At 54.5% G+C, this 25,285-nt stretch carries 23 protein-coding genes; 15 read left to right on the top strand and 8 right to left on the bottom strand.

Going from position 1 to position 25,285, the window contains the following annotated elements:
- Positions 1–466: 466 nt before the first annotated feature.
- The 6 genes from ACXAET_RS18350 (at position 467) to ACXAET_RS18325 (ending at position 8,358) form a co-directional block, all read left to right on the top strand.
- Positions 467–1,150 (top strand): DnaA N-terminal domain-containing protein, encoded by a 684-nt coding sequence (locus ACXAET_RS18350; protein ID WP_475188386.1) that lies wholly within the window; start codon positions 467–469, stop codon positions 1,148–1,150.
- Between the two features lie 317 nt (positions 1,151–1,467).
- On the top strand, positions 1,468–4,257 hold the full coding sequence (locus tag ACXAET_RS18345; protein WP_475188382.1) for a bifunctional aconitate hydratase 2/2-methylisocitrate dehydratase: 2,790 nt from the start codon (positions 1,468–1,470) through the stop codon (positions 4,255–4,257).
- A gap of 245 nt (positions 4,258–4,502) precedes the next feature.
- Positions 4,503–5,435: a response regulator gene (locus tag ACXAET_RS18340; RefSeq protein WP_475188380.1), complete on the top strand. Its 933-nt coding sequence runs from the start codon at positions 4,503–4,505 to the stop codon at positions 5,433–5,435.
- A 19-nt stretch (positions 5,436–5,454) separates the two neighbouring features.
- Positions 5,455–5,802 carry an Hpt domain-containing protein gene (locus ACXAET_RS18335; RefSeq protein WP_475188377.1) on the top strand — a complete coding sequence of 116 codons (348 nt, stop codon included), beginning with the start codon at positions 5,455–5,457 and terminating at the stop codon, positions 5,800–5,802.
- A 64-nt stretch (positions 5,803–5,866) separates the two neighbouring features.
- Positions 5,867–7,924: an ATP-binding protein gene (locus ACXAET_RS18330; protein WP_475188372.1), complete on the top strand. Its 2,058-nt coding sequence runs from the start codon at positions 5,867–5,869 to the stop codon at positions 7,922–7,924.
- Between the two features lie 38 nt (positions 7,925–7,962).
- A complete protein-coding gene (locus tag ACXAET_RS18325; RefSeq protein WP_475188367.1) occupies positions 7,963–8,358 on the top strand; it encodes a response regulator in 396 nt (131 codons plus the stop codon).
- Between the two features lie 32 nt (positions 8,359–8,390).
- Here ACXAET_RS18325 and ACXAET_RS18320 read toward each other — a convergent pair whose 3' ends face one another.
- The 4 genes from ACXAET_RS18320 to ACXAET_RS18305 all read right to left on the bottom strand — a co-directional run bounded on the left by ACXAET_RS18320 (position 8,391) and on the right by ACXAET_RS18305 (position 11,699).
- Positions 8,391–9,710 (bottom strand): sensor histidine kinase, encoded by a 1,320-nt coding sequence (locus ACXAET_RS18320; protein WP_475188363.1) that lies wholly within the window; start codon positions 9,708–9,710, stop codon positions 8,391–8,393.
- 293 nt (positions 9,711–10,003) lie between these two features.
- Positions 10,004–10,381 (bottom strand): response regulator, encoded by a 378-nt coding sequence (locus ACXAET_RS18315; protein WP_475188361.1) that lies wholly within the window; start codon positions 10,379–10,381, stop codon positions 10,004–10,006.
- 269 nt (positions 10,382–10,650) lie between these two features.
- Positions 10,651–11,211 carry a TetR/AcrR family transcriptional regulator gene (locus ACXAET_RS18310; RefSeq protein ID WP_475188358.1) on the bottom strand — a complete coding sequence of 187 codons (561 nt, stop codon included), beginning with the start codon at positions 11,209–11,211 and terminating at the stop codon, positions 10,651–10,653.
- A complete protein-coding gene (locus tag ACXAET_RS18305; protein ID WP_475188355.1) occupies positions 11,208–11,699 on the bottom strand; it encodes an HPP family protein in 492 nt (163 codons plus the stop codon). The genes ACXAET_RS18310 and ACXAET_RS18305 overlap by 4 nt, the downstream gene beginning before the upstream one ends.
- Positions 11,700–12,056: 357 nt before the next feature.
- Between ACXAET_RS18305 and ACXAET_RS18300 the strand changes: the two genes are divergently transcribed.
- Entirely contained in the window at positions 12,057–12,614 is a 558-nt protein-coding gene (locus ACXAET_RS18300; protein ID WP_475188353.1) for a CIA30 family protein, read from the top strand.
- 242 nt (positions 12,615–12,856) lie between these two features.
- Here ACXAET_RS18300 and ACXAET_RS18295 read toward each other — a convergent pair whose 3' ends face one another.
- Positions 12,857–13,102: a YdcH family protein gene (locus tag ACXAET_RS18295; RefSeq protein ID WP_475188350.1), complete on the bottom strand. Its 246-nt coding sequence runs from the start codon at positions 13,100–13,102 to the stop codon at positions 12,857–12,859.
- A 173-nt stretch (positions 13,103–13,275) separates the two neighbouring features.
- Here ACXAET_RS18295 and ACXAET_RS18290 point away from each other — a divergent pair, with 173 nt between their 5' ends.
- Positions 13,276–14,208 carry a LysR substrate-binding domain-containing protein gene (locus ACXAET_RS18290; protein WP_475188346.1) on the top strand — a complete coding sequence of 311 codons (933 nt, stop codon included), beginning with the start codon at positions 13,276–13,278 and terminating at the stop codon, positions 14,206–14,208.
- A gap of 42 nt (positions 14,209–14,250) precedes the next feature.
- Here ACXAET_RS18290 and ACXAET_RS18285 read toward each other — a convergent pair whose 3' ends face one another.
- Together ACXAET_RS18285 and ACXAET_RS18280 are read right to left on the bottom strand one after the other, a co-directional pair.
- A complete protein-coding gene (locus tag ACXAET_RS18285) occupies positions 14,251–17,394 on the bottom strand; it encodes an efflux RND transporter permease subunit (RefSeq protein WP_475188339.1) in 3,144 nt (1,047 codons plus the stop codon).
- 12 nt (positions 17,395–17,406) lie between these two features.
- The gene (locus ACXAET_RS18280) at positions 17,407–18,567 is read right to left on the bottom strand and encodes an efflux RND transporter periplasmic adaptor subunit (protein WP_475188334.1); all 1,161 of its coding nucleotides are present in this window, start codon (positions 18,565–18,567) and stop codon (positions 17,407–17,409) included.
- An 87-nt stretch (positions 18,568–18,654) separates the two neighbouring features.
- Between ACXAET_RS18280 and ACXAET_RS18275 the strand changes: the two genes are divergently transcribed.
- Positions 18,655–19,296 carry a TetR/AcrR family transcriptional regulator gene (locus ACXAET_RS18275; protein WP_475188330.1) on the top strand — a complete coding sequence of 214 codons (642 nt, stop codon included), beginning with the start codon at positions 18,655–18,657 and terminating at the stop codon, positions 19,294–19,296.
- 10 nt (positions 19,297–19,306) lie between these two features.
- Here ACXAET_RS18275 and ACXAET_RS18270 read toward each other — a convergent pair whose 3' ends face one another.
- The gene (locus tag ACXAET_RS18270; protein WP_475188327.1) at positions 19,307–19,771 is read right to left on the bottom strand and encodes an NUDIX hydrolase; all 465 of its coding nucleotides are present in this window, start codon (positions 19,769–19,771) and stop codon (positions 19,307–19,309) included.
- Positions 19,772–20,003: 232 nt separating this feature from the next.
- Between ACXAET_RS18270 and ACXAET_RS18265 the strand changes: the two genes are divergently transcribed.
- The 6 genes from ACXAET_RS18265 to ACXAET_RS18240 are packed head-to-tail and all read left to right on the top strand — an operon-like array spanning position 20,004 to position 25,226.
- Positions 20,004–20,819 (top strand): DeoR/GlpR family DNA-binding transcription regulator, encoded by an 816-nt coding sequence (locus tag ACXAET_RS18265; RefSeq protein ID WP_475188324.1) that lies wholly within the window; start codon positions 20,004–20,006, stop codon positions 20,817–20,819.
- Between the two features lie 52 nt (positions 20,820–20,871).
- A complete protein-coding gene (phnD, locus tag ACXAET_RS18260) occupies positions 20,872–21,846 on the top strand; it encodes a phosphate/phosphite/phosphonate ABC transporter substrate-binding protein (protein WP_475188321.1) in 975 nt (324 codons plus the stop codon).
- Between the two features lie 56 nt (positions 21,847–21,902).
- Positions 21,903–22,697, top strand: a complete 795-nt coding sequence (gene phnC / locus ACXAET_RS18255) for a phosphonate ABC transporter ATP-binding protein (protein WP_475188319.1) — start codon at positions 21,903–21,905, stop codon at positions 22,695–22,697.
- Positions 22,694–23,509 (top strand): phosphonate ABC transporter, permease protein PhnE, encoded by an 816-nt coding sequence (gene phnE, locus ACXAET_RS18250; RefSeq protein ID WP_475188317.1) that lies wholly within the window; start codon positions 22,694–22,696, stop codon positions 23,507–23,509. Before phnC ends, phnE (ACXAET_RS18250) begins: the two co-directional genes overlap by 4 nt.
- Positions 23,509–24,324 (top strand): phosphonate ABC transporter, permease protein PhnE, encoded by an 816-nt coding sequence (gene phnE / locus ACXAET_RS18245; protein ID WP_475188316.1) that lies wholly within the window; start codon positions 23,509–23,511, stop codon positions 24,322–24,324. Before phnE (ACXAET_RS18250) ends, phnE (ACXAET_RS18245) begins: the two co-directional genes overlap by 1 nt.
- Positions 24,288–25,226: an HAD-IIA family hydrolase gene (locus ACXAET_RS18240; protein ID WP_475188314.1), complete on the top strand. Its 939-nt coding sequence runs from the start codon at positions 24,288–24,290 to the stop codon at positions 25,224–25,226. Before phnE (ACXAET_RS18245) ends, ACXAET_RS18240 begins: the two co-directional genes overlap by 37 nt.
- Positions 25,227–25,285: the final 59 nt, after the last annotated feature.

Below are 25,285 nucleotides of genomic sequence, written 5' to 3'. Positions count from 1 at the left end.
GCCTCGGGTCTCATCGTTTGGGACGCTATTTTATATGTTTTTCCTATTTACGCTTGATTTGCACTTTACGCAAAAGAAAATATGATAGAAGTTGAAACTTACCCGTGGGTAAGAAAACATGGGTTCCGCAGCTGGAATCGATTCGCGCGATAGCAGCTATAGATCTGAGGCTGGGTGCGAGCTCTGGCCCCGTATTTAGGGGGTCACAAATTACCAAAATACCCCATTTAGGGGGACACTATCGTAAAATAAGGGGACACGTAGAACGTCCCCCTTCACCAATACTTCACCCATTTTTATTTTTTTATTTGCGCCCGGATTGGTTCACCCTCACGCCAAAGTCAGACTCTGCTTGACAGAATCGAGTGTTTGGACGCTAATCAGCTCATCCAAACGAAAAGCGTTGGCAAACAGCGCAACACCGGTGGTATACTCCACCAAGGCAGACAGAGCAGTGAGAGCGGCAATGCAAATTGCAAAACCGGTTGGGCGAAATGCGTCCGCTGTAAAATATGACATATTATCGGCGCTGACCGTTCACGCCCTGTCCGGCGACAAGCATCTTCAGCGCAGCATCCTGCGCATAATTGTTCTGATCACCACCCGCTACAATTGGCGAAACAACGAACTTTCAATTGGGCGACAAGAGATCGCGCGGCTTTGGTCGGTGAATGAACGCACCGTTAAACGCGAGATGGCCAAGCTTCGAACGATGGGCTGGGTATCCGTAAAACGCCCGGCGGCACGGGGCAGGGTCGCGGTTTACGAATTGGATTTGAAGCAGATGCTGTTGGACACCTCTGAAAACTGGGCGACGATCGGTCCTGATTTCCGGGATCGGATGATGGAAGAGCCCGAACCAGATACCAACATTGTTCCGTTCCAGGCCAAATCCGCACCGCTCAATGCGGTGGAAGGGGATGTTTGGGCGCAAGTGCAATCAATCCTGCATAGGCGCGACCCTGAGCTTTGGGCCAGTTGGTTCCAGCATCTGATCGAGTCGGACAGGGCAGGGGGGGTCGCGATTCTGATGGCTCCATCCCGCTTTATGGCCGATTACATTGCGCAGAAATGGTCCGGGCGATTGCTGGCAGCGTACAGCCGCGTGGATCCTTCGGTGCGCAGCCTTCGTTTTGAGACCGCAGAATAGCGGCTTGTGAACGATCCAACTCATTTGTCCATATATAGGTAATAGGCAAAAACACCATTTTATGACCATTACGCAATTAAGGCTATTTTGACCGTGGACAGTTAAAGCGATCACGGCTGCTCAGTCATCGCATGCTTAATTTCGGCCAGCGCCGACGATTTGCAGTGATCGTGCTCGCATCCCTTCACGTCGTCATGAGATGGTCTATTGAAACCTAAGACAAATTAGTATACCGCTGCATACAAAGTATGACCGGGCTTCGCCAAGCTGCCGTAAACCTGGTTCAACCGCCACCAATAGCAAAAGCCGGAACAGCCATGAGTCTTTACACAGATTACCTAAGCGAGATCGAAAACCGCAAAGAGCAGGGGCTTCACCCCAAACCCATCGACGACGGTGCCCTTGTGAAAGAGATTGTCGATCAGATCAAGGAACCCGGTAACGAACACCGGGCTGAGTCGCTGAACTTCTTCATCTACAATACGCTGCCGGGTACAACCAGCGCCGCGGGTGAGAAAGCAAAGTTCCTGAAAGAGATCATCCTGGGCGACGTCGTCGTCGACGAAATCTCAGTTCCTTTCGCATTCGAATTGCTGTCACACATGAAGGGCGGTCCCTCGGTTGAGGTTCTTCTGGATCTGGCGTTGGGTGAAAACGCCGAGATCGCACAACAGGCAGGCGAGGTGCTGAAGTCTCAGGTCTTCCTGTATGATGCTGACACTGATCGGTTGAAACAGGCCTTTGAGGCCGGCAATGCGGTCGCCAAAGATATTCTGGAAAGCTATTCTAAGGCTGAGTTTTTCAACAAACTGCCCGAGATCGAAGAAGAGATCAAAGTTGTGACATATGTCGCTGCGGAAGGCGATATCTCGACCGATCTGCTGTCACCGGGCAATCAGGCGCATTCGCGGTCTGACCGGGAGCTGCATGGTAAGTGCTTTATCTCGCAAAAGGCGCAGGATGAAATCGAGGCGCTGAAGCTGCAGCATCCCGACAAGCGCGTGATGCTGATCGCCGAAAAAGGCACCATGGGCGTCGGGTCATCGCGGATGTCGGGCGTCAACAACGTGGCGCTGTGGACCGGTAAGCAGGCAAGCCCATACGTGCCGTTCGTCAATATTGCACCTATCGTCGCGGGCACCAATGGCATCTCGCCAATCTTCCTGACCACCGTTGGTGTGACGGGCGGTATCGGGATCGACCTGAAGAACTGGGTCAAAAAAGTGGACTCCGAGGGCAACCCGATCCTGAACAACGATGACAGCCCTATCCTCGAGCAGAAATACTCGGTGGATACCGGCACCGTGATGACCATCAACACCAAAGAGAAAAAGCTTTATGACGCTGATGGCAAAAAGGAACTGGTCGACCTAAGCGCATCTTTCACGCCGCAAAAGTTGGAGTTCATGAAGGCTGGCGGGTCATACGCCATCGTCTTTGGAAAAAAGCTTCAGACATTTGCCGCGCAGACACTAGGTGTTGAACTGAAATCGGCTTTTGCGCCATCAAAAGTCGTCAGCCACGAAGGTCAGGGTCTGACCGCTGTCGAAAAGATTTTCAACCGCAACGCGGTTGGCGTTCCGGAAGGCACCACCCTGCATGCCGGGTCGGATGTACGCGTCAAAGTGAATATCGTGGGATCGCAGGACACCACCGGCCTCATGACCTCGCAAGAACTTGAGGCGATGGCCGCCACCGTCATCTCGCCCACCGTGGACGGCGCGTATCAGTCGGGCTGTCACACCGCCTCGGTCTGGGACAAGAAAGCGCAGGCCAACATTCCGCGCCTGATGTCCTTCATGAACAGGTTTGGTCTGATCACCGCGCGTGACCCCAAGGGCGAGTATCATTCCATGACCGACGTGATCCACAAGGTGCTGAACGACATCACCGTGGATGACCGCGCGATCATCATTGGTGGCGACTCGCACACGCGGATGTCCAAGGGAGTGGCGTTTGGTGCGGATTCCGGCACCGTTGCGCTGGCGCTGGCGACCGGTGAGGCCACGATGCCGATCCCGGAATCGGTCAAGGTGACATTTAAGGGCAAGATGGCCGACCACATGGATTTCCGCGATGTCGTGCATGCAACTCAGGCGCAGATGCTGAAGCAATTCGGAGATAACGTTTTTCAGGGCCGCATAATCGAAGTTCACATCGGCACCTTGCTGGCGGATCAGGCGTTCACCTTCACCGACTGGACGGCCGAGATGAAGGCCAAGGCGTCGATCTGCATCACCCAAGACGAAACGCTGGTTGAATCGCTTGAGATCGCAAAAAGCCGTATCCAGATCATGATCGACAAGGGCATGGATAATGAGGCTGGCACTCTGCAAGGTCTGGTCGACCGAGCCGACAAGCGAATTGCCGAAATCACGTCGGGTGAGGTGCCTGCACTGACCCCGGATGCAGATGCGAAGTATTTCGCCGAAGTTGTTGTCGATCTGGACGAGATCAACGAGCCGATGATCGCTGACCCGGATGTAAATAACGAGGACGTCTCAAAACGGTACACCCACGACACGATCCGCCCGGTGTCCTACTATGGCGGTGAGAAAAAGGTCGATCTTGGCTTCGTTGGCTCCTGCATGGTGCACAAGGGGGATCTGATTATCGTGTCACAGATGCTGAAGAACCTTGAGAAGAAAAACGGCAAGGTCGAATTCAAGGCGCCTTTGGTTGTTGCAGCCCCAACATACAACATCATTGATGAGTTGAAGGAAGAGGGCGAGTGGAACACTCTGCAGGAGTATTCGGGCTTTGAGTTTGACGACCTTTTCCCAAAAACCGCGGCGCGCACCGAGTACGAGAATATCCTGTACCTGGAACGTCCGGGGTGTAACCTGTGCATGGGCAACCAGGAAAAGGCAGCCAAGGGCGATACGGTGCTTGCGACCTCGACCCGTCTGTTCCAAGGCCGCGTGGTCGAAGACTCAGCCGAGAAGAAGGGTGAATCTCTGCTCGCCTCAACACCGGTTGTTGTTCTGTCCGCAATTCTGGGACGAACACCGAAGATCGACGAGTATAAAGAGGCCGTCGAAGGCATTGACCTGACCCGCTTTGCACCGGCCGCGATACCGGAAAACACGAAATCGGCGCATTTTTAAAGCCGGTCTTCGGCTGGCTCTCAAAAGGGGCCAGCCTAATTCGTTTCTGCGCAGATAATTTGTTACTTCTCGCGTGTCCGTGTCGCAACGTGACCGCGTGGCGTTTTGTTCTACAGCCCTCTGTTCAAATCTGACATATTTACAACCTTACAAAGGTTAAGCGACCCGATCAGTAAACTCTGGATTGAACCTCGTCACCTCTCACCCCTATAAGGTAGGGCGTCTTGCTACGGTCAGAGTAGAAAATGAAACTTCTAGTTGTCGACGATGATCCAACTTTTACCGAGCTAATGGTGGCAGAATTGTCGCTGCTTGGCCTGGATAGTGTCGATGTGGTTCATTCCGGGCAAGATGCGTTGGACTGCATTTCCGCGTCACAGACGCCCTATGATTGCTATTTGGTAGATGTGGAAATGCCAGGCATGAACGGAGTTGAGCTGTGTGAGAGGATTACGACAAACCCTCTGACCAAACGCGCGCCCGTGATCATGGTCAGCTCAAGCGCGTCGCTCGAGCATATTGATGGCGCTTTCGCCAAAGGTGCCACGGATTATCTGAACAAACCCCTGCAACGGCGTGAGCTGCAAGGGCGTATGCGGATGGTTCAGGCGTTGGCAACGCAGACATCCAAACCGACCTTCACCAGCGATAGCAAAACAGACGCATTGGATGCGGTCAGCCTGTCCGAGATCCCAAATTGCATCGATTACCTTGCGATGCAAAACTATGTCCTCAAGCTTGGGTCGTTGCGGATCAACAGCTTTATCGCGTTTGGCATTCATATCGTGAACCTGTCGGACGTTTTCGCCAATAAGGACCAAAGCGGGCAAATGGATGCGCTGATGGACGTTGCGGAAATGATCAGCGAAAGCTTTGGCGGCGCAGAATACCTGATGTCATACGCGGGGCAGGGCGATTACGTCGTTTTGTTGCCGCGGGCGCGCGGGTTCGACAAAGACGCGTTCGAGGATCAGTTGGAGCTCAAGTTCAGTGAATTGGCCGATTGGTACAAGAGCGCGGGTGAAGTTGGACCGGTGGTCCAGATCGGGACGCCGATTTATCGCAACCTTCTCTCATTCAAAGCGCCGGATGATTTACTGGATGTGGCGATAACCGGGGCTAGAAGCGCGCAGCACGGCAACACTGCAAGCGCGTCGCCCAAAGGCGGGTTCGTGTGAGACGACCATTGTAAAGCACATGACACAGTCGCCGGAAAACATAGAGATCTACGAGCGCAAACTTCAGATGTTGCGCCAAAAGTTCATTGAGGGGCTGCACACCCGCATTCTGACTCTTGAGCAGTATGCAATCGAATTCAGGGCGGGTGAAAATAATCATGAGGTATTGGATGCAATCCGGCACGAGTGTCACAAACTGGCAGGTGTCGCAGCGTCCTTCGGGTTTCCCGATATCGGTTCGCGCGCAAGTGAAATCGATACGGCCATAACTTCGGGTACGATGACGCGGGACGGGGTTTCCGAGTCACTCGAGGATCTCATGAACGAAATGGAAGACTTGCTCGACAACGCGCAGACCAATACCTGAAACGGTCTTTCTTGGACAGCATGCCACGTACTGAAAATAGTCGGAATTACAGGATGTTCGGCAGATGATCATAGTGTCACGACACAAAAGCTCGGCCCGGCGCCAGTTGCGAATTCTGACGGCCATTTATTCAGGCATCATTCTGATCGCGATCGCGTCCTGGTTCATTCTGGATCGCGCCTATGTTTCTGCCTCCCGAAAAGCGCAGCAGGAGTCCATGCAGCAGCTTGTGGAAATGGTCGGGGTCCGCGCGGACGAAAGGTTGCGTGGCTATGGGCTGATCGTTGAAGGACTGGTGAACATATTGGCGTTTGACGGCCAGCTTAGCCCGGATGATTTTAATGTTCTGGCAGATATCGTTATACAAGATAACCCCAGCATCATCAGTGTTGTCCGTGCGCAAGACTATGTGGTTACCGATGCATACCCTACCGCGCACAACAGCGTCCTAGTTGGCGTGGATTTTCGGGATCTCCCTGAGGTGAAAGAGAGCCACGATAGGACAATCGCGTCAGGGGAATTTGTTGTCTCTGGCCCTATTGATCTGATTTTAGGAGGGCGTGGTTTGATCTTTCGTCGCGCACCTATGATCGGTGAAAATGTAGTTTATTCCATTGTCGTTGATTTCGAGTCCTTTCTAAGCGAAATCGGAATTCGACTTGACGACACCAATCTGCAGTCACTCAGTGCTGTTCGAAAGACCCATGCCGACGAGGGCAGTTTGGATCACGTATTTGGCGATCCTTCGGTATGGGGGCTTGATCCGGTTGTGGCGGATATCTCTTTGGGTGAGATTTCTCTTCAGTACGGAATGGCACCTGCAAATGGATGGAACGCGCCATTAAAGGGTCGGCAAATCATTGGAACATTGATCCTTATTCTGGCTTCAATTGGAATGTTTGGCGTTAGTTACGCAAGGCGTCTGATAAAGGACCGGTCTCAGGCGCGGCGGCAATTGATGACAGCCATCGAATCCATAAGAGACGGGTTTGTCATCTATGATGCGAATGATCGCCTGTTGATGTGCAATGACCAGTATCTGAACTACTACGAAGAAATGGCCGACCTCATGAAACCGGGTACCAAGTTCGAGGATATTATCCGCGCCGCCGTTGATCGTGGATTGCACCCCGAGGCGGTTGGGAATGAAGAGGAGTGGATCGCCCAGCGTATCGAGAGCCACAAAAATCCGGGTGAGCCATTTGAACAACAACTGAGCGATGGTCGCTGGCTCAAAGTCGCCGAAGCCAAGACCCGCAGTGGTGAAACGGTTGGATTTAGGGTCGATGTGACTCAGCTGAAAAATGCGCAGAGAGCTGCTGAGGCGGCCAATAAGGCAAAATCCGATTTTCTCAATAACATCAGTCACGAATTCCGTACGCCGCTGTCGGTTATCGTAGGCTATTTGTCATTCCTGAAAAGCAACAATGTGCTGCCAAGCTACAAGGCGTTGACGCTGGAGCTTGCCGACGATCCAAAGGCGCTTGCCGCATTGGAAAAATTCTCGGACGAAGTTGAAACGTTTTCGATCAAGGCTGAAAGGTCAGGTAAGCATCTTCAGGACCTGATCAATTCGGTTCTGGATTGGGCCGTCGTCAGTGAAGACAGCGTTGAGCTGGATCGGTCCCGGCTCAACCTCGAGCAGCTGCTGGGATCGCTGGTTGAGGACTTGCAACAAAAGGCGCAGGAGAAAGGCATCGAACTGCGGGTATCCTTGTGCGAGGTTTGGTTAGACGGGGATGAGCTTCGTCTGCGGCAGGTATTTTTGAACCTGCTGTCGAACGCGCTGAAATTCACCGAGGTTGGTTGCGTGTCCGTATCCATGACAAAAGTGGCGGACCGGGCCTATGTGACGGTTCAGGATTCTGGACCGGGGATCCCCGAAGATCAGAAAAACAAGATTTTCGAACGCTTTGCGCAGGTCGACAAGTCATCACGCCGCAACCACGCAGGAACGGGTTTGGGGTTGGCGATCAGTAACAGTTTTGTGAAGCTTCATGGTGGTCACATAGACGTTCATAGTAACCCCAACAAAGGTAGTATCTTTACTGTGGGCTTACCGTGCATAGACGTGCAGGACACTGAAGTCGCCGAGAGTGCCGCTTCAATCAGTGCAGAGTAAGCCGGGAAAGCCAAATTGGAAAACGCGAAAGATGATCAATGGGCGAACTAAGAACCATCCTGCACGTTGATGATGATGACGATATTCTCCATTTGGCCAGAATGGGGTTCGAGATAACAGGCGGATTTAGTGTTCATCAATGCCGGTCCGGGGCCGACACGCTTGCCAGTATCGGGTCTGTAAACCCAGATCTTTTGTTGCTGGATATGATGATGCCGGATTTGGACGGCATCATGCTGCTGTCAAAAATCAGAATGATGCCTGCGTTTGTGAACCTGCCGGCGGTTTTCATGACCGGTAGCGTTGCATCAGGCGGGCATGGTGCCAAAGACCTGCCTGGAGTAATCGGTTTTATCATCAAACCGTTTGATCCCCTGACCATCGCAGGCCAGCTCGAAACGATCTGGGCCGAGCGGGGTGCGACCGGGACCTGACTTGAAAACCCGTGAGGTGGTCTGCCTGAGGGTTATCCTTTGGTGCAACCGCCGGGAACTGGGTCGGATGTCGGCAGCTCGACGATAAATGTTGTGCCGGGGCCGGTGTTCTTGGTGTAGGAAATCGATCCGCCCAAAGCCTCCATAATACGCTTCGAGATATTCATCCCCAGACCGGTGCCCCCGATCTTGCGTGTGTCCGATGCATCGATCTGAGAAAAATGGTCGAAAACAATTTCATGATCGTCCTCTGACACACCGATCCCGTGGTCGCGGAACAGAATACGGACTGTTCCATCCCTTTCCTGAATTGAAACCAAAACCGTACTTTCCGGAGGCGAGAACTTTGCCGCGTTGACAAGAATATTGGAAAAAACCTGTTTCAGCCGGGCATCGTCGACATTTACCCAAACGGGCGTCTGGTGCGGGTCTGTCTCTATGACCACATCCAGAGACTCTGCAAAGGGCTGATTTTCGGTCACAGAGTCCGCGATGACGTCCACAAGGTTCGACTTCTCGCAAGAGATCGTCATCTTTCCGCTTTCGACGCTCTGAAGATCGAGGATTTCGTTGATCAACATCAACAACCGCTCACAGTTTCGCTGGGCCACGTCGAGGACAAAACCAACCTTCTTTGGTAGGGTACCCAGTTTCCCCGAAGCCGCCAAATCAACTGATCCCTTGATCGAAGTTAGCGGCGTCCGCAATTCGTGGCTCATCGTCGATACAAATTCGGTCTTGGCCTTATAGGCCATCTTCGATTTCTCGTGCTCTTTGCTCAGGCGGGTCATCTGAGCGAGTTGGGTGCGGTAGAACCCCAGGTAGCTTCGGGAGCTGTCAAGAACAAAGGTCAGAACAAAGAGGCTGGTAAAGAACTGCGCCCAAAGTTCGGATTTTATCGGCGCGCCGGTCAGAACGATGTCGCGCAGCGGGATGAACAGGAAAGCGGCTGTAAAAATCACTAGCCGGATGATGAGGACCGACAGCAAATGATGGCTATGCATGGCTGCAAAAAGTGCGCCGGAAAACAGAAAGAACAGTGACATGAAATGTGTTGTCGGGCCTTGAATGACCGCAATCCCGATCGAGTACGTCACGATGATGGCAGTATTAACCAGCGCGCCGGCATAGAGAAATGGCAACCGTTTGCGCGCTGCGACAACATCACCCGGATCGAGATTCAGAACACGTTTGAAGGACCAGAAATCAAAGATCTCGGACCCGATGACAAACAGCGCAAGAATACCCGCGAACCGGGCATCATAGTAAAATGCGGCAAGGCCAAGCGTCGCGATATAGATAATCTGCCTCTGCCAAACGAGCTTGACGCCGACCTCGCAGTAATCTCGCATTTGTTGCACAAGAAGGAGGGACTTTTCTTCGTCTGCAGGCTGGTTCCCAACCGGATTCAAATTCGTCAAACGCCACGTCCTCTTATCTGCATCATGGCCGCCCGTTAACCTTGGCTGCATAGTTTTGAAACCCGCAGAGGTTGAAACACTTTAGGCCACTATATCCGGAAAAGTGGTGAGTGGTAGGGTAAAAACCTTGTACAAATACTACATTTAGAGCAAATGGCACGGCCAAGGAGGTTTACACCAACAAAAGCCAGGGCGGGCTGTTTTCACAGCGGTCTGGAAACGGGCTATTTATCCAGTATTTCCTTCAATTGATCCGGTAGGCTGATTGGATCAAAGGGTTTTGTGATACAATCGACCTTGTACCATCCGATAAGCGTTTCCTGGAACGCCTGATCTGTTTTTGCTGTCATAAAAACCGCAGGTGTTTCCTTGTACGGGTCAAGTTTCCGCAACTCCCGCAACAGCTCAACTCCGTCCATTTCCGGCATCATTACATCCAGCAGAAAAAGATCCGGTTCCAGCCCGTCTAGATTTTCCAGCAAGTCTCGGGCGGAACTAAACTGGACAACATCGAAACCGCCGACCACCGCAAGCGACATCTGAGCAATCGAGATGATGTCGGCGTCGTCATCGACATGCACAATTTGTGCTTTGCGTTCCATTTAAACACCCCGGTCGATGGTCAGGGCGGCGCCACCGCAATAGGGTCCGGCAAATTGAACGGTGTTTTTGAGGCTTTGACAAAGATGCCACAAGTCTAAAGACCCGGGCTGCGAAGAAGGCGCAGGCGAGGCCGATAAGACACTGGCGAAGGTTTCGCGGAGGAAACGAAAGCTATTCAAGAGCAGCATTGGGCATGGGACGGTGAGTGTGGCGGAGGGTAAAAATCTTATACCAACTTGGAATTGCCCCGCCAAGAGCCCTGTCAACGCTATGTGTTTACGCCCGGTTTTATCCGCAATTCTCGGATGAGCGCGTGGAATGTTTCGGCTTCATCAGTAGCGCGGGCCAGTATGATGCCGCCTTGGATTGTCGCGACAATTCGGCGAGCCTGAAGCACAGCGTCTGAAACCGTTGGCCGTAACCTTTCAAGGCACGCAGCAAGGGATGAAATCCACCTGTTAAAGTACGACCGCACTGCATCGGCAAACTGATCCCGCGTCGCGTCCAGCGCAAAGGCGCCGACAAGGCATATCCGGTGACCGCCTTCGAAATAGGCCGTAACTGCATCGAGCATTTTGTTAATGGCGGCATGCGGCGGCAAGGAGTCCAAAACGGTAAAGACGTTTGTTTCAAACCACCGCGAGACATGCGTCAGGACCGCAGCCGCCATTTCCTTCTTTCCACCGGGAAAAAAGTGGTAAAGGCTGCTTCGCCCCAGTCCGGTGCGGGCAGAGATGATGCCGATACTTGCCCCTTCGTATCCGTGATGTCGGAAGACTTCGGCAAGAACAGGGATGACGTCATCTCTTTCCGCGACGGTACGTGTCATTTTCCGGCCCCTTGTGGATATGCCTGTCCACTCAGCCGATGAAAGAAACTCGCCAGAATTACAAGAACTATTGATCCAGAGAGCACGGGAAACACCAGAAAGAGGAACCCTGGGTCAGCGGCGAAAACGACCAGCGGGTTGGCGCCTGCCGGGGGGTGCGTCACGCGCAAGGCAACCATCACGGCAATGGCAAGACCTACGGCAAAGGCCAGGGCCCACCATTCGTCCGGTAACCAAAGCCGCACAAGTAGGCCAACCAGGCTGGCCGCAAAATGGCCGCCAACGACATTGATGGGTTGGGAAAAGGGGCTTGCCGGAGCGGCAAACAAAAGGACGCAGGTTGCACCAAAGGGGGCCATGATCAGCGCCAGATGGGCGCTGTCTGTCAAGAGCCGCAGGCAGGCAATAGCCAGAAGCCCGCCCATACCTGCAAGAATAATCAGCCTGAAACTTGGCGTTGGAAGGCTTCTTTCAAAGTAACGGCGCATAGTGTTTCCTGTAACGATCGGTTCAAACTGGAATGATCGGTACAGAACCGCTTCTGAATGGTCAATCGCATTTGATTGTGTTGACGAATTGTTGACTTCCTCGAGATAAGGCCAGCAAACAACCAAACCGTCCTACGCGGGTCCATTCCTGCGCACGCCCTGAAGGAACGCTCTCAGACGAGCGTCCGGATTGCCAGTCTTGGCAACGCATCGGCGTGCTTTGGAAATCGTCAGTGTTACGGGGCGTCGCATTGCCCGGGCTTGCTGGCACCGGGCGAAAATCTAGTTCTAATTATGGTCAGTCAGATCAAGATTTGGCCCGGAGTTTTAGATATTCACAGGCGCGGAGCTTTGAACATGCGACTGCTTTTGCAACAATCATTCATATTAATCCTGTGGGTGCTTGCCCCCATCGCTGTCGTCGCCGAGGAGATCATGATTGAGAATTTCCAAGTGCAGCCAGAGACGCGCTGGCGTTTTTTCACAGATGATGTGATGGGCGGCGTTTCTACCGGGCGGGTCGCTTTTCTCACCGAAGGTGGAACGAGTTTTGCGCGCATGACCGGCAATGTCAGCACTGAAAACAACGGCGGGTTTATCCAAATCAGGTTGGACGTACCTGATGGGGCACCACAAGGGGCGACGGGCGTGCGTATTGTGGTACGGGGCAACAATCAGAAATACTTCGTGCATCTGCGCACCGGCGGCACCGTACTTCCTTGGCAGTATTATCAAGCGGATTTTGATGCAAAGGAAGATTGGGCTGAGTTACGACTGCCTTTTGAGGCATTTACGCGATCTGGCCAGCTTCTTCGCGCCGTCCCGCGCGCAAGCGGTTTGAAGTCAATCGCCATCGTAGCATTTGGCCGGGACCACGACGCAGAGATTGATGTGAGCGAAGTCGCATTCTATTGAAGATAAAAAATGCCCCGCACGAAACTGTGTCGCACGGGGTGAATGATTCAGGGTCAGTGGTCGCTGCTGTCGCGTCGAGTCGGGCGTTCGTCCTTGTTCTGAGCGGCACTCTTTCTGGCTTTCGGCCTTCCGTTCCTTTGACCGGCCTCACTATCGTCAAGGATAGCTTGCTTCATGTCGGTCAAGTCGGTGCTGTGGAAATACTTGAGCCCTGTCATTTGATACATCTGTGGAAACATGGGTTACCTCTGCGGGTGTGGGGGCTGGTTCGGGTTCATGGCGCTGAGCGTGCGCAGAAGCCCGTCGTAATGTGACATCTGGTCCTTCAGCTTGAGCCGACGGCGTTTGAGATGTTGCAAAGATATGTTGCAAGGCAAAGGCCGCTTAAGCTCATCCGCGATCAGTTTTTTCACTTCGCGGTTCTTTATGTTGAGTTCAGCCAGACGTGTTTTTAAGGAGAAGGTTTTGACACGGGCGGTTGGGGGCATCTTAGTCTCCTTTTGCTGTTGGTGTTCAAGGGTGCTTGGGTCAGCTTGCCACGCGGTCTTTTGATCAGGGTCGCGTTTGCCGCTGCCTTGATCAGATATGGGTCCAATTGAACCTTGAAAAAGATGATCATATATGTGGGATTGATCGGAAAAACCTATTTAAAGGAGATGTCGTGGCAAGCGGGGTGACGTTGAAGCAGCTGTCTTACTTCGTGGCACTGACCGAGGCTCAGCACTACCGGCGCGCGGCCGAACGCCTTGGCATCAGCCAACCTTCGCTAAGCCAGCAGATTGCCGGTTTGGAAACGACACTTGGCGTCGAATTGGTTGAACGCGGCCAGCGTGGGGCCATCCTGACCCCCGGCGGGCGCGAAATTCTTGCGCAGGCGCGGCGCATATTGGAAGAGACTGAGGCGCTCAACGCGTTGGCGAGGGATGCCAGTGCCGGTGTGAGCGGGACCATAAGGCTGGGGACATCGCCAACGCTCGGCCCCTACTTTTTGCCCCATGTTATGCGGCGCCTGCGAACGTCTTATCCGTCGCTCAAACTTATTGTGCGTGACGCCGCCCCGCTTGTTTTGCAGGAAGAGCTTCTTTTGGGTCAACACGATCTGATCCTGACGCAGCTTCCGGTGCGATCTGCTGACTTAGCGGTTGAACGCCTGTTTCGCGAGCCTCTGAAACTGGCCGTGGCGCAGGATCACACCTTGTCCGCCAAGTCGCAGGCGCGCGATGCCGATCTGGCGGGGCAGGATATTCTTGCGCTGACATCAAGCTATGCACTGCATAACCAAATTGTCGCCTTGTGCGAGGAGGTGGGTGCAAACCTGCGGCAGGACTATGAAGGCACCAGTTTGGACGCGTTACGACAAATGACGGCTTTGAACATGGGGGTTTGTTTTTTGCCTGCGCTTTACGTGCGGTCCGAGGTTTCGCCTGACACGGGCGATGTCGCAATTCTATCGTTTCGAAAGGACCGTTTCACACGATCCGTCGGGCTGGTCTGGCGCAAACGTTCTGCGCATAAGCGGACCATTGATAGCATCGCGTCAGTTATCCGCTCAGTCGCGCGCGACAAGTTTGCCGGTTTGGTAACGCCGGAGTGACCCCTTGGGTGTCTTTCTGCAGGGTTGAGAACGCTGCCGCCGTTATTCCGCAGCAAGCGGGACAACGGCGTTTCCGGTTGCGCCAGGGTTCTGGCTGGACCGACGCTGTTTTCTGAACCGTCCGCGGTAGACCAAGGCAAAGACTGGTGGCGTGAAGTAGAATGTCACGACCGTCGACAGCAAAACTCCGCCCGCAATGGCGACGGCAAAAGGCGGCCAGAAGGCACCGCCGTCCAGTATCAGGGGAAGGAATCCGCCAAACGTCGTCACAGTGGTTGAGATGATGTGGCGGCTTGATCCGGTGACTACACGCGCCATGGCATTCCTGTCGCCGCGGCTTGCCTCGGCGTCTTGCTGCAATCCGGTCAGGATGATGATGGCTGCGTTGATCGAAACACCAATTGACCCGATGACGCCGATTATGGCTTGGATACCAAACGGGAATTGCATGATGGCCAGGGACAGCATGGACAGCCCGGCCGACAATACGCAGACGACCAAGGTGACAACCGTAAGCCGGAAAGAGTTAAAGGTCAGTACGATGGTTGCAATCGAAAGCGTTACGATCAGGCCGACCGAAGCCATCAGATTGCCAACCGTACTCGACCGCGCATCGCTGTCGCCGCCCAAGGTCATCGTGTAGCCGTTGGGGAGCGTGAAGCCGGACGCGTCAAGCGCCTGCAACACGTCCCGAAGGGCTTCTTCGGGCAAAACTCCCGGAACTATGAACGCCTGAATTGTGTTTTCACGAATTCCATCCGTACGGGTGATCACGCTTTCGGCTGGCTCAATTACGGGTTGGGCCAATTCCGAAAGCGGCACCGCGGGAAACGCACCTGTGGCCGAGACAGCAGCCGCGTTTGGTAGCAGGATGGGCATGCTTACAATCGTGCTGAGATCCGAGCGGACCTCATCCCCAAGCCGCACACGGACAGGCAGTTGTTCCGTCCCCTCGATCAGCGACCCTCCTGTCACACCGACTAGCGCGGTGTCCAGTTGGGCGGCGATATCGGCGACGTCCAATCCAAGAAGCCGGGCCTTGACCTCGTCAATCTCGAACCGGATCTGAGGATTGCCGCCGTTGACGCTGGCCCTCGCCTGCGTCACCAGATCAAGATTCGCCATGATTGACCGGATTTCATCGCCAAGGTTCCGAAGAACGGTGATGTCTTGCCCTTGTATCTTGACCTCAACCGGCGCGGCAACCGGCGGGCCCTGCACCAGATTGCGCACAATGATCTGCGCATCGGGGAAATCTATGTCCAAACGGGTTTGCAGATCGGCGACAAGACGCGCCGCGTCGTCTGCGGTACGGGTCGTGATCATCGCTTGCGCAAAACCCGGCTCGCGCGAGCGGTCGCCGACGATGTTGTAGTAAAAGGCTGGCCCGGATTCTCCGATCGTCCAATAGACGCTGCTTACGCCCTCATCAGTCAATAGCATCTGGTCGATCTGCATTGCCGTTGCTTGGGTTTTCGTGATTGACGTACCACCCGGCATGTCGACCTCGATATAGAACTGATTGCGGTCCACGCCCGGAAAGAACTGCGCCGTAAGTGTTGGGAATGCGGCAAAACCGAGCACCGGCAGGACCAATGCCAATGCGATGGACCGGACCGGATTTGCAACTGACAAACGGATGGATGCTTCAAAAACGCGGGCGAGGGGAGGGATGCTGATGCCGCGGCTCAGTACGCCTGCGTCGGTTTTATCTGACAAAAGCCAACCTGCAACCGCAGGTGTCACAGTCAGGGCAACAACCAACGACCACACCAGCATAAGAACCACTGCGATTGCGATGGCACCAACAAAATCACCGGCTGGTCCCGGAAGAAGGATCATCGGCATAAAGGCCAGCGCCGTTGTGACGGTGGACGCCAACAAAGGCGCAGCCAGCCGACGCACGGCATCCTGCACAGCGGTTACGCGCGCCATTCCGTCCTGAAGGCGACGCCGAATTTCGTCTGTCATCACGATGGCCGCGTCAACGAGCAAGCCCAATGCGACGATCAAACCGGTGACAGACATCTGGTGAATGGGCAGGCCGATCATGTTCATAGTCGCCAGCGTCGCCAAGGACACGACGGGCAGAACAAGGGCCACGATAGCAGCAGCCCTGAAGCCAAGCGTTATAAACAGAACGCCAACCACAAGCGCCACACCAATTGCCATGTTCTTGCCAACCTCGGTCAGGCGATCCGACGTGTATTGGCTTTGATCAAAAAGCAATATCTCCTGAATTCCCAACGGAACCATGGCAGCGCCATCCTCAAGCTCCTGACGTAAGAACCCGGTCCAGCGGTCGATCTGAACACCGTCTTGCGCCAGCACTCCGACCAGTACGGCGGGCATTCCATTGGCAAAGGCGAGTGCAGATTGCGGGTTTCGCGCGCCACGATCAACGCTGGCAATGTCACCAAGCTGCACCACGGCCCCTTCGGCACTTTCGCGCAGAACGATGCTGCGCAGACGGTCGAGTGTTTCGATCTCGCCGCTGATATTGATCGTCAGATCCACGTCGGATTGCAGTCGGCCCGACTGAACCTTGCCATCAGCTTCGGCAATCCGCTGTGAAATCTCGGCCGCGCTCAAACCCAACGCCGCGGCCTTATCCATGTCAACGCTGACCAGAACCTCTTCTTCGGGCTGTCCAAAGTAATCCACCGCGCGTGTGGCGGGGATTGTGCGCAACCTGTCCCCCAAGGATTCGGCGTGACGCCGAAGCAGAGTGATCGGATAGTCCTTGCTGTCCGCCGACACAGCGATAACCGCCGAATAGGCTGAGATACCTTCGGCGTCGAAATCTGGTGTCAGAACACCGTCTGGGAAATTCTGGCTGGCATCATCAACGGCATCACGGGCTTCGGACCACACCTGTTCAATGGTGGCTTCGTCCAGAGTCTCAAGCAGCTCTACGGACACAACCGATACACCGGATCGCGACACCGAACGAATTTCATCCACCTCGGCTATTTTTCGAAGCTCTTCTTCGATTTCTGCGGTAACAAGCGCTTCGACCCGCTCAGGGTCGGCGCCCGGAAATTGCGTTGTGACCGTGGCAAAAAGATTGGTGATGGTCGGATCTTCCTGACGTCCAAGCGACAGGAAAGACGATAACCCGGCGGAAACCAATACAAGGATGATCAAAGCGACCAGTCTGGGGTGACGAAAAGTAAGGGTTTCCATAGCCATTCTCCGTCATTCACTGGCGTCGAATGTGACGCGCTGACCAACCGTAACGCGCTGTGGCCCTTGGTCGATCAGGACAGTGCCATCGGGAAATACACCCCGGACAAAGACGCGTTCATCATCGGCATGCAAAACCTCAACGCTCGCCACGCGAACGGTTTTTTGCGCATCTGCCACCAACAGCGTCCACTGTCCGCGCGCGCCTTCTTTCAGGGCGGTGGTCGGCACCCAGGTCCCGACACTTTCTACCGGATCGTGCACATGGACGCGCGCCGTCTGTCCAAACGCAACGTCGAGCCCGTTCTTCAGATCAAACAACGCCGTTCGGGTGCGGGTAAGAGGGTCGATATCCGGTCGCAACGTCGCAAGCTTGGCTTGGTAACGCGCATCGGCAATTTCAATTTCAACGTTCGACAAAAGTGACGGGTTCACATCAAGCGGTATGCCTATCCGAACCTGGGGCGAAAGAACTTCTACCATGCCCAGTACCATCTCACCTGATTGTAGCGTTTCGCCCCCATCTACATGCCGTGAGGTTATCCGGCCCGCAAAAGGAGCTTCGATGCTTGATTTTTGAATTCTTACGGTCACGTCGCGCAGGGCTGCGTCCAGCTCTCCGATCCTGGAAAGCAACTCATCCTGTTGTGCGACGGCCTCGTCCAGACGGGCCTGACTGGTAAAGCCCTGACCAATGAGCTTGGTATTCCGTTCGACTGTCTTTTCGGCAAAAGCAAGCTGGGCGGCGATGGCATCGCGCGAGGCGGTCAAGCGATCCTGTTCAACCTCAAGCAGTGCGATATCAAGGGTTGCCAGCAACTGACCCTTTACGACCTCTTCCCCTTCATCAACCAGAATTTTGTCCAACCGGCCATTCAGTTCGAATGATATATCGGCGGACCGCTGTGGTTCGACCTGGCCGATGAAAATGCGGTCAACGGTAAAAGATGTTTCTTGCTTGATCGGAGTCACTGATACAGGTGTGACCGCAGCGGCATCTGGTGCCGGTACGGCATTTGCCCGGCGCGTCAACTCGGACGCTCCGAGATATACCGCCCCCGCCGCAAGGGCGATGACACTGACGGTCAGTCCAATCCGAACCGTGCCGCGCAAAAGGCGTGACAGCAGCGTCGGTGTTTTTGGCTCGGTCGGGCTTGTGTCTGGAGTCGGCATATAAGAACCTCGTCAAGTTAGTGCCTCTAACATATGTTAGAACGCCTTACTTTGACAAGAGGTACGTGATCTGCGACATCTTGGATCATGACAAGCACAAAAAAACTTTTGACCAAAGACAGAAGTTCGCGGCCTGAAACCGCGAGCAAAAAGGCCTATCACCACGGTGATCTTCGCGCGGCTTTAATAGACGCAACCCGGCAGTTGGTTGAAGAAAAAGGGCCGGATAGTTTTTCGGTTTCTGACGCGTGCCGCTTGGCGGGTGTTTCCACGGCTGCACCCTATAAACACTTTAAAGATAAGACAGAAATGCTTGTCGCGGTCGTTCTGGAGGCGATGGCGCGGCATCGCGAAAAAATGCTTGCCGCGCTTGAGGGCATCCCCGAAGGATCACCAGAGCGCATTACCGCGATCGGTATGGAATACGTTGCCTTCGCGCTGAATGAACCCGGTATTTTCCGGCTGAAGTTTGGGGGGTTCACGGATCGTATTTCTGACCCCCGTCTGGATGAAGGCGGGCAGCAGAGTTTTGAGATTCTACTCACAGAAGTCGCCAAGTGCCTGGGTGAGTCGGAAATCACAGCAGAGGTAAGACGGCGTGGTTTCTTGCTGTGGAGTTTTGTTCACGGTCTTTCTTTTATTCTACGCGACCATGGTCTTGCCGAGAAAGGCGAGGAGTTCGACTTGCACATGCTTCTTGATGATGTTGCAGAACGAATGCTGAGTTGATTGCGGCTGTCTACGCAGCTTTTCGGAGTCGTTTTATGACGGCCTGAGCTTCTCGATTGTTTGTCAGGTCCTTCAGAAAATGGGACAAGTCTTGCTCTTCAACCAACTGGGCGGCTTGGGCAGGTGAAAACCAGTCACGGGTACGTTCATCCTTTTCCTTCCAGTCCCGCTTTAGCTTTTCAACGACCATGGGGAAAACAGTTACACGACAGTGGACATCGCTCTTGTCTTCGTACCGTTTGTCGTAAAAAAAATGACTGATTGGTCGTTTTGAGACAGCACCAACCGCGCCGGCTTCTTCCAAAGCTTCGATTTCAGCGGTCTGCCACGGTTTTTTGCTGTCCACCAACCATCCTTTGGGAACGATCCACCTACCCGAGTCCCGCGACGTGACCATCAGAACGCGAAGATTGCCGCTCTTGTCCCAGCGCATCGGAAGTGCCGCGATCTGCTCTGCCCATTTATTCTCGCGCATTATTACCTACATTTCTGCCAATAAGGCCAGATAGTTATGCCGCATTTGAAGTGGCCGGTGGGTACACCGGCCGATTGACTTTCTGAGTGTGATCGACCTGAACATGTTCGCTGCGTTGATCGACGTTTCCGTCTGTCAAATTCTCACATTCGACGAGGACTATGCAACAAAAAATGTTGCAAAATGCCCGAAAGCCCACAAAAGTGAACAGGATGATCAGCCGGGTCACGGGATGTCCAAAACAAAGCCGCGTATTGTGAAACTTGAAAAGCCACAGGACCGGGTCAAGAAATCTGACCGGCGCCAGCAGATTCTGCTGGAGTTGAAGCTGCGCCCGCATGTTCGCATCAACGAATTGGCGCATCGTTTCAATGTCTCGACCGAGACGGTGCGCAGGGATTTCGAAGCCCTGTCCAGTGACGGCCTGATCGCGCGCGCTCACGGGGGCGCATCGGCCCCGACGCAAGGGCATTATCCAAGTCTGGATGAACGGACCAGCGCACAGGTTGAAGAGCGTGAAAGAATAGGCATTTGTGCGGCTGGGCTGGTGCAGGATGGCGAGACGGTGATGATCGATTCCGGCTCGACCACAATCGAGATGGCGCGTGCGCTGGCCTATCTTGGGACCGAATGTACGGTGATTACGAACTCCATTCCCGTTGCAATGACCCTTGGACACGGCGCTGTTCAGGTTCTGCTGTGCCCCGGAGAGTACTTGGCGACTGAGTCTGCAACAATTGGAACCGAGACGCTTGAGTTCCTTGCCCGTTTCCACGTTGACAGGTGCATGATCGGATCTTCGGGGTTTTCAGCAGAGGGTCCGTCGGAAACTGTTCGGGGCTTTGCCGCGGTCAAAAGGATGATGCTGACGCGCGCCACGAAACGCCACCTTCTGATTGCGTCCGGGAAATTCGGCCGCAAGGGACTGACCTTGGTTCAGGGTTTCCCCGGGCTGGATTCGATCATCACCGACGCAAAGCCGAAGGGCGAGTTGCTCAAGACGATTAACAACGCCGAAGTTGATATTCTCGTGGCTGACAAACACTGAATTTGAAGATTAACTGCGGCCTGCAAAAACCGCGCAATCCTGGGAGGAAAACATGAAAATTGACATCAAACTACTTATCAGTGCCTCGGCAATATCGCTGTTGTCGTTGGCCGGCACGGCGTCGGCACAAGACTGCCCGCGCGGTGACCTTGATGAGCGGTTTTGCGACGCTGATGGCGACCTGATCGCAGATATTCCAACCGATCCGTCGCAACTGATTGACCCGGAAACGTTGATCTTTGCATACACTCCGGTCGAAGATCCGGCCGTTTACAAGACTGCGTGGTCTGACTTTCTAGAGCATCTCAAGGCGGAAACCGGCAAGGAAGTTGTCTTCTTTCCAGTTCAGAACAATGCCGCCCAGATCGAAGCGATGCGTTCCGGCCGTCTGCATATCGCGGGTTTCAACACGGGCTCCAATCCTCTGGCGGTAAACTGCGCCGGGTTCCGTCCGTTTACGATCATGGCGTCCAAAGACGGTAACTTCGGTTATGAAATGGAGATTATTACTTATCCCGGTTCAGGGATCGAAAAGGTCGAGGATATCAAGGGCAAACAGCTGGCCTTCACGTCGCCCACCTCAAATTCCGGGTTCAAAGCACCTTCGGCTATTTTGAAGAGCGACTTCGATCTTCTGCCCGAGCGTGATTTCGAACCAGTGTATTCGGGTAAGCACGACAACTCGATCCTCGGCGTGGCAAACAAGGACTACCTCGCGGCGTCAATTGCAAACTCGGTCAAGTCGCGGATGATCTTGCGTGATGTGATTAACGAGGATGACGTCGTCACCATCTATAAATCGCAGACTTTCCCGACCACTGGTTTTGGCACCGTTTACAACCTGACACCAGAGCTGCAGGAGAAAATCCGCAACGCGTTCTTCAGCTTTGAATGGGAAGGCACAACGCTTGAAGCCGAGTTCTCGAAGTCGAACGAAGGGCAGTTCCTTGAAATGACGTATCAGGAGTTTTGGGACGTGATTCGCAAGATTGACGCGGCAAATGGCGTCTCGTACGCCTGCGAGTAAAATCTATCAAAGGCGGGTCTGACGGGCCCGCTTTCCACCCTAAGCAGGGGCAATACATGCTGCGTCTTCAAAAGCTGACGAAAACATACAAAACCGGGGATCAGGCGCTTAAGGCAATTGATCTTGAGGTGCCAAAAGGGCAGGTGCTTGCGTTGATCGGGCCGTCTGGTGCGGGCAAATCGACCATGATCCGCTGTATCAACCGATTGGTTGAACCAACAAGCGGCGGTGTCCTTTTGGACGATGTGGACCTGACTCGGCTGGGGTCCGGTGCATTGCGGAAAGCGCGCCGCGAGATGGGCATGATCTTTCAGGAATATGCGTTGGTCGAACGCCTGACCGTGATGGAAAACGTCCTGTCGGGGCGGCTGGGATATGTCGGTTTCTGGCGCAGTTTTCTGCGGCGGTATCCGCAGTCGGACGTTGATGAGGCCTTCCGCCTGCTGGATCGGGTGGGGCTGCTGCACATGGCCGACAAACGCGCGGATGAGCTTTCAGGCGGCCAGCGTCAACGGGTCGGTATCTGCCGTGCCCTGATTCAAAACCCGAAACTCTTGTTGGTTGACGAGCCGACAGCCTCGTTGGACCCGAAAACCAGCCGTCAGATCATGCGGCTGATCACCGAGCTATGTCATGAGCGCGGTTTGGCAGCGATCATCAATATTCACGATGTGGCCCTTGCCCAGATGTTTGTGCCCCGCGTCGTGGGTCTTCGGTTTGGTGAAATTGTTTACGATGGTCGCCCGACAGGCCTTACCCCGGACAAGCTGACCGAGATTTACGGCGAAGAAGATTGGGAAGCGACCATTGAAAAAGTGGACGATGATGACGAAGTCGAGGCCGCAGAATGAACCACAGAGAACTTGATGACATGCTGGGAAAAGGCTGGCGTAAACCAGCCTTTGTCAAAAATGCGTGGCTCCGCTGGGCATTGATCGTGGGCTTTGTCGCCTATCTGATCGCAGCGTTTCTGACCATCGATGTGGATTGGGGTCGGGTTTACGAAGGGCTGGACAGGGGCTGGGCGTTTGTTCTGGCATTTACAAGCCCGGACTTCATTTCGCGCTGGGGTGATATCTGGAGTGGCTTGCTTGAGAGTATCATAATGACGGTGGCAGCATCGGTTGTGGGTATCCTGATTTCGATCCCCATCGGATTGGGCGCAGCACGCAACATTGCCCCGCTGCCGGTCTACATCGTGTGCCGCGGCATCGTGGCCATCAGCCGGGCCTTGCAAGAGATCATCGTCGCCATTTTGCTGGTGGCCATCTTTGGGTTTGGCCCGCTGGCAGGGTTCCTGACGCTTTCCTTCGCCACTATCGGGTTTTTGTCCAAGCTTCTCGCCGAAGATATCGAGGCGATGGACAAGGTTCAGGCCGAGGCGATCAAAGCCTCTGGCGCGCGTTGGATGCAGTGGATCAACTACGGGGTTCAGCCGCAGGTCATGCCTCGCCTTGTCGGGCTTTCCATGTACCGCATCGATATCAACTTTCGCGAAAGCGCGATCCTCGGGCTGGTTGGGGCCGGCGGGATTGGCGCAACACTGAATACCGCGTTTGACAGGTATGAATACGACACGGCTGCTGCAATTCTCATCCTGATCATCGGGATCGTTATGGCGCTTGAATACCTTTCAGGCATTATCCGAGCGAGGGTCCAGTAATGCCCGTACTTGAACGCGACGATGCGCAAGTCTGGCGCAGGCGGACTACGGGCCAAAGTCTGGTTCGCTGGTTCGGGTGGCTGTTGGGCGTGGCGGTCTTTGTCTATTGCTGGCAGCTTATTTCAGAGTCTACGACATGGTTCTTTGTTTGGGACGCACCCCGCATTGCAAATGACATCTGGACGCGCGCGACACCGCCCAAATGGGATTATATCACCCAGTTGGGCCGCCCGATCTGGGATACGCTCAACATTGCCACGCTTGGAACGATCATTGCCTTAATCCTGGCAGTGCCCGTGGCCTTTCTGGCCGCACGGAATACAACGCCATCGGCGCTGTTTATCCGACCCATAGCCCTGTTGGTCATCGTTTCGACACGCTCGATCAACTCGTTGATCTGGGCGCTGTTGCTGATCGCAATCATCGGGCCCGGTGTCTTTGCGGGTGTCATTGCAATCGCCATACGGTCGATCGGCTTCTGTGCCAAGCTGCTTTATGAAGCTATAGAGGAAATCGATCACAGCCAGGTCGAGGCGATCACGGCGACAGGCGCGTCGCGGTGGCAGGTCATGGCTTATGGGATCGTGCCGCAAATCCTGCCCGCCTTTGCTGGCATTGCGGTGTTCCGCTGGGATATCAATATCCGCGAGTCCACGGTTCTGGGGCTGGTTGGTGCCGGTGGGATCGGGTTGCAATTGTCGGCGTCGCTCAATGTTCTGGCGTGGCCGCAGGTCAGCTTGATCCTGATTGTAATTCTCGTCGCGGTCATGATCAGTGAATGGGTTTCGGCAAAAGTCCGAGGAGCGATCATTTGACCGGGGTCACAACTCAGGATGCTTTTGACGCTTACGAGGCTGTGCGCCACCGGCTGCCGGAGGTTGCCCCGACTGAGGTCACCTATCGACACGCCGATACGCTGGAGGATATCGCGGATGAGTTCGACGTGTTCCTTCTTGATGCGTTCGGGGTTCTCAATATCGGGGAAACCGCGATCCCTGGAACGCCCGAGCGCGTCAAGTCGTTGCAAGCCGCAGGCAAGCGCGTGTTGGTTGTATCAAACGCCGCGGGATTTCCGCACGCGGCCCTTATGGAAAAATACGCAAGGCTGGGCTATGATTTTGCACCGCGTGATGTGATTACCAGCCGGGCCACGCTGCTGAGCGAACTCAATGGTCAAAGCGGGCTGCATTGGGGTTTGATGGCGACACCAAGCGCGGGCCTTCGGGATCTGGAAGGTTTGAATCTGACTTATCTACAGGATGATCAGCACGCCTATGACACTGTAGATGGGTTCTTGCTGGTCGGATCGGCAGCTTGGACCGAAGCGCGACAGACACTGTTGGAAACCGCCTTGTTTGCGCGTCCGCGCCCGGTCTGGGTCGGCAATCCGGATATTGTTGCGCCGCGCGAACATGGCTTTACGAAAGAACCCGGATTATTTGCGCATCGTCTGGCTGACCGGACCGGAGTTACCCCTCAGTTCTTTGGAAAGCCGTTTGGCAATATATTTGATCTCGCGTTCCGGCGGCTCGGAAGCGTTGAGAAATCTCGGGTCCTGATGGTCGGCGACAGCTTGCATACGGACGTTCTGGGCGCGCGTGCCGCTGGTGTGGCGTCGGCGCTTATTTCAGGCTATGGGTTTTTCGCAGGACATGACGTCAGTTCGGCGATCGAAAGGGCGGGCATTGTGCCTGACTTTGTTGTCACCCGCCCTTGAGCGCCTCGGTCGTTCCGATTTGCGCAGTGGCCGTGGGGGCAAATGCGATATGTGCGGTC

The sequence above is a fragment of the Ruegeria sp. AWH4_226 genome (genome assembly GCF_056159225.1).
Note: the sequence above shows the minus strand (reverse complement) of the source record. Positions and strands in the feature narration are given on the sequence as shown.